This window comes from Azospirillum griseum (genome assembly GCF_003966125.1).
GTDB lineage: Bacteria > Pseudomonadota > Alphaproteobacteria > Azospirillales > Azospirillaceae > Azospirillum > Azospirillum griseum.
In genome coordinates this window covers 1-2,142 of sequence record NZ_RXMA01000082.1, presented here as the reverse complement: position 1 = coordinate 2,142, position 2,142 = coordinate 1, and the positions used below count along the sequence as shown (strand labels likewise).

Below are 2,142 nucleotides of genomic sequence, written 5' to 3'. Positions count from 1 at the left end.
CGGGTTGGCGATGCTCGCCCAGGAGGTTCTCAAACAGGACCCGTTCGCCGGTCATCTCTTCGTTTTCCGAGGTCGCCAAGGTCATTTGGTGAAGGTCCTGTATTGGGATGGGCAAGGTTACTGTTTGTTCGCCAAGCGCCTGGAGACGGGGCGTTTCGTCTGGCCGATCAGTCGGGAGGGAACCGCCACGCTGACGTCGGCCCAACTGGCGATGCTGTTGGAGGGCATGGACTGGCGGTCGCCCACTCGGACGACGCGCCCGGTGGCGGCGGGGTGAGTCTCCGGTGCCACGCTCGACCGCCATCGTCATCGTGACGGTGAACTGGCCTCGCGGCGGGATCACGCCTTGGGTAAAATGGGGCCATGCCATTTCCCGTCGAACCCCTGCCCACCGACATTGAGGCGCTGCGCGCGATCATCGCCGCGCAGGCCGCCGAGTTGGCCGCAGCCAAGGCCGGGCTGGTGACCAAGACGCTGGAAGTGGAAAAGCTCACGGTCCAACTGGCCCGGCTGCGACGGATGCAGTTCGGCCGTTCCTCCGAAAAGATCGCCCAGGCGATCGAGCAACTCGAACTGGCGCTGGAGGAGTTGGAAGCCGAGGCCGCCACCGACGGTCTTGCCGACGATCCGGCGGCGTCGCCACCGCCATCCACGGCCAAACCCAAAGCTGGCCGCCGCCGTCTGCCCGCCCATCTGCCGCGCCGCGAGGTCCTGCATGCGCCGGACAACGCCTGCCCATCGTGTGGCGGCGCGATGCGCAAGGTCGGCGGAGACGTCACCGAGGTGCTGGATTACACCCCGGCCCGCTTTGCGGTGATCCGCCATGTTCGCCCGGCGCTGTCCTGCCGGTGCTGCCAGACCATGGCGCAAGCGCCGATGCCGTCGCTGCCGATCGAGCGTGGGCTGCCCTCGGCGGGGCTTCTGGCCCAGGTGCTGATCGCCAAATACTGCGATCATCTGCCCCTGTACCGCCAGTCCGTCATTTATGCCCGTGACGGCGTGGAGTTGGAGCGGGCGCTGATGGCCGATTGGGTCGGCAAGGCGGCGGCGCTGATGGCCCCTTTGGCCGAGGCGGTCGGCCAGCATGCCTTGGCCGGATCGGTGTTGCATGCCGATGACACGCCGGTGCCGGTGCTCGATCCTGGACGCGGCAAGACCAAGACCGGCCGACTGTGGGTGTATTTGCGCGACGAACGTCCCCATGCCGGACCGGCACCGTCGGCGGTGCTGTACCGCTACACACCCGATCGCCGGGGTGAGCACCCGCAAACGGAACTGGCCGGTTTTCGCGGCCATCTGCATGCCGATGGCTATGCCGGATTCGACGCCCTGTATGAGGCCAAGAACGACCTGCCCGCCGCCGTCGCCGAGGTCGCCTGCATGGGCCCATGTGCGCCGGAAAATCTTCGACGTTCACGCCGCCACCGGCTCGCCCCTGGCCGAGGACGCCCTGAAACGGATTGCGCTGCTCTTCGCCATCGAGCGCGAGGTGACCGGGCAGCCACCCGAAGAGCGGCGGCGCGTCCGCCAAGCCAAGGCACGGCCCGTGATCGATGACTTGGCGCTGTTCCTCGACACCACGCTGGACCGCATTCCCGGCAGGAGCGAACTGGCGGCGGCCATCCGCTATGCCCGATCACGTTGGACGGCGCTCACCCGCTATCTGGAGGACGGTCGCTTGGAGATTTCCAACAATGCAGCCGAGCGCAGCATCCGCCCCGTGGCCATTGGCCGACGAAACTGGATGTTCGCCGGCTCCGACAAAGGTGGCGTCCGTGCCGCGACGATCTACACCATCGTGGAAACGGCAAAGCTCAATGGCTTGAATCCTCACGCTTACCTGAGAGACGTGCTTGGCCGCATCGCCGACCATCCGATCAACCGCATCGCCGACCTCCTGCCCTGGAACATCGAACCTGCGTCCTGCGCCTGACGGTACCGTCAATCCATTTCTGCCGCAGTCATCAGACGACGCTTACGTTCGCCGCATGGCTCGGCCTGACGCCAAAGGCCCACAGCAGCGGTGGCAAGGAGCGCCAAGTCGGCATCAGCAAGGTATCCCTCCGGGGAGTGACGCCTTGCGGGTTTGGAACGTTTTCCCGATGTTTTGCGAGATGGCGCGATAGCGCGGACGCAAACGTG

At 66.1% G+C, this 2,142-nt stretch carries 2 protein-coding genes and 1 pseudogene; all 3 read left to right on the top strand.

What is annotated here, in order from left to right; genetic code table 11:
- The coding region (gene tnpB / locus EJ903_RS26155; protein ID WP_148105314.1) for an IS66 family insertion sequence element accessory protein TnpB at window positions 1–277 on the top strand (277 nt) is incomplete at its 5' end.
- 86 nt (window positions 278–363) lie between these two features.
- Window positions 364–1,933, top strand: a pseudogene (tnpC, locus tag EJ903_RS26150) (IS66 family transposase).
- On the top strand, window positions 1,903–2,142 hold a 240-nt coding region (locus EJ903_RS28220), incomplete at its 3' end, for a transposase (RefSeq protein WP_425455526.1). The pseudogene tnpC and the gene EJ903_RS28220, both read left to right, overlap by 31 nt.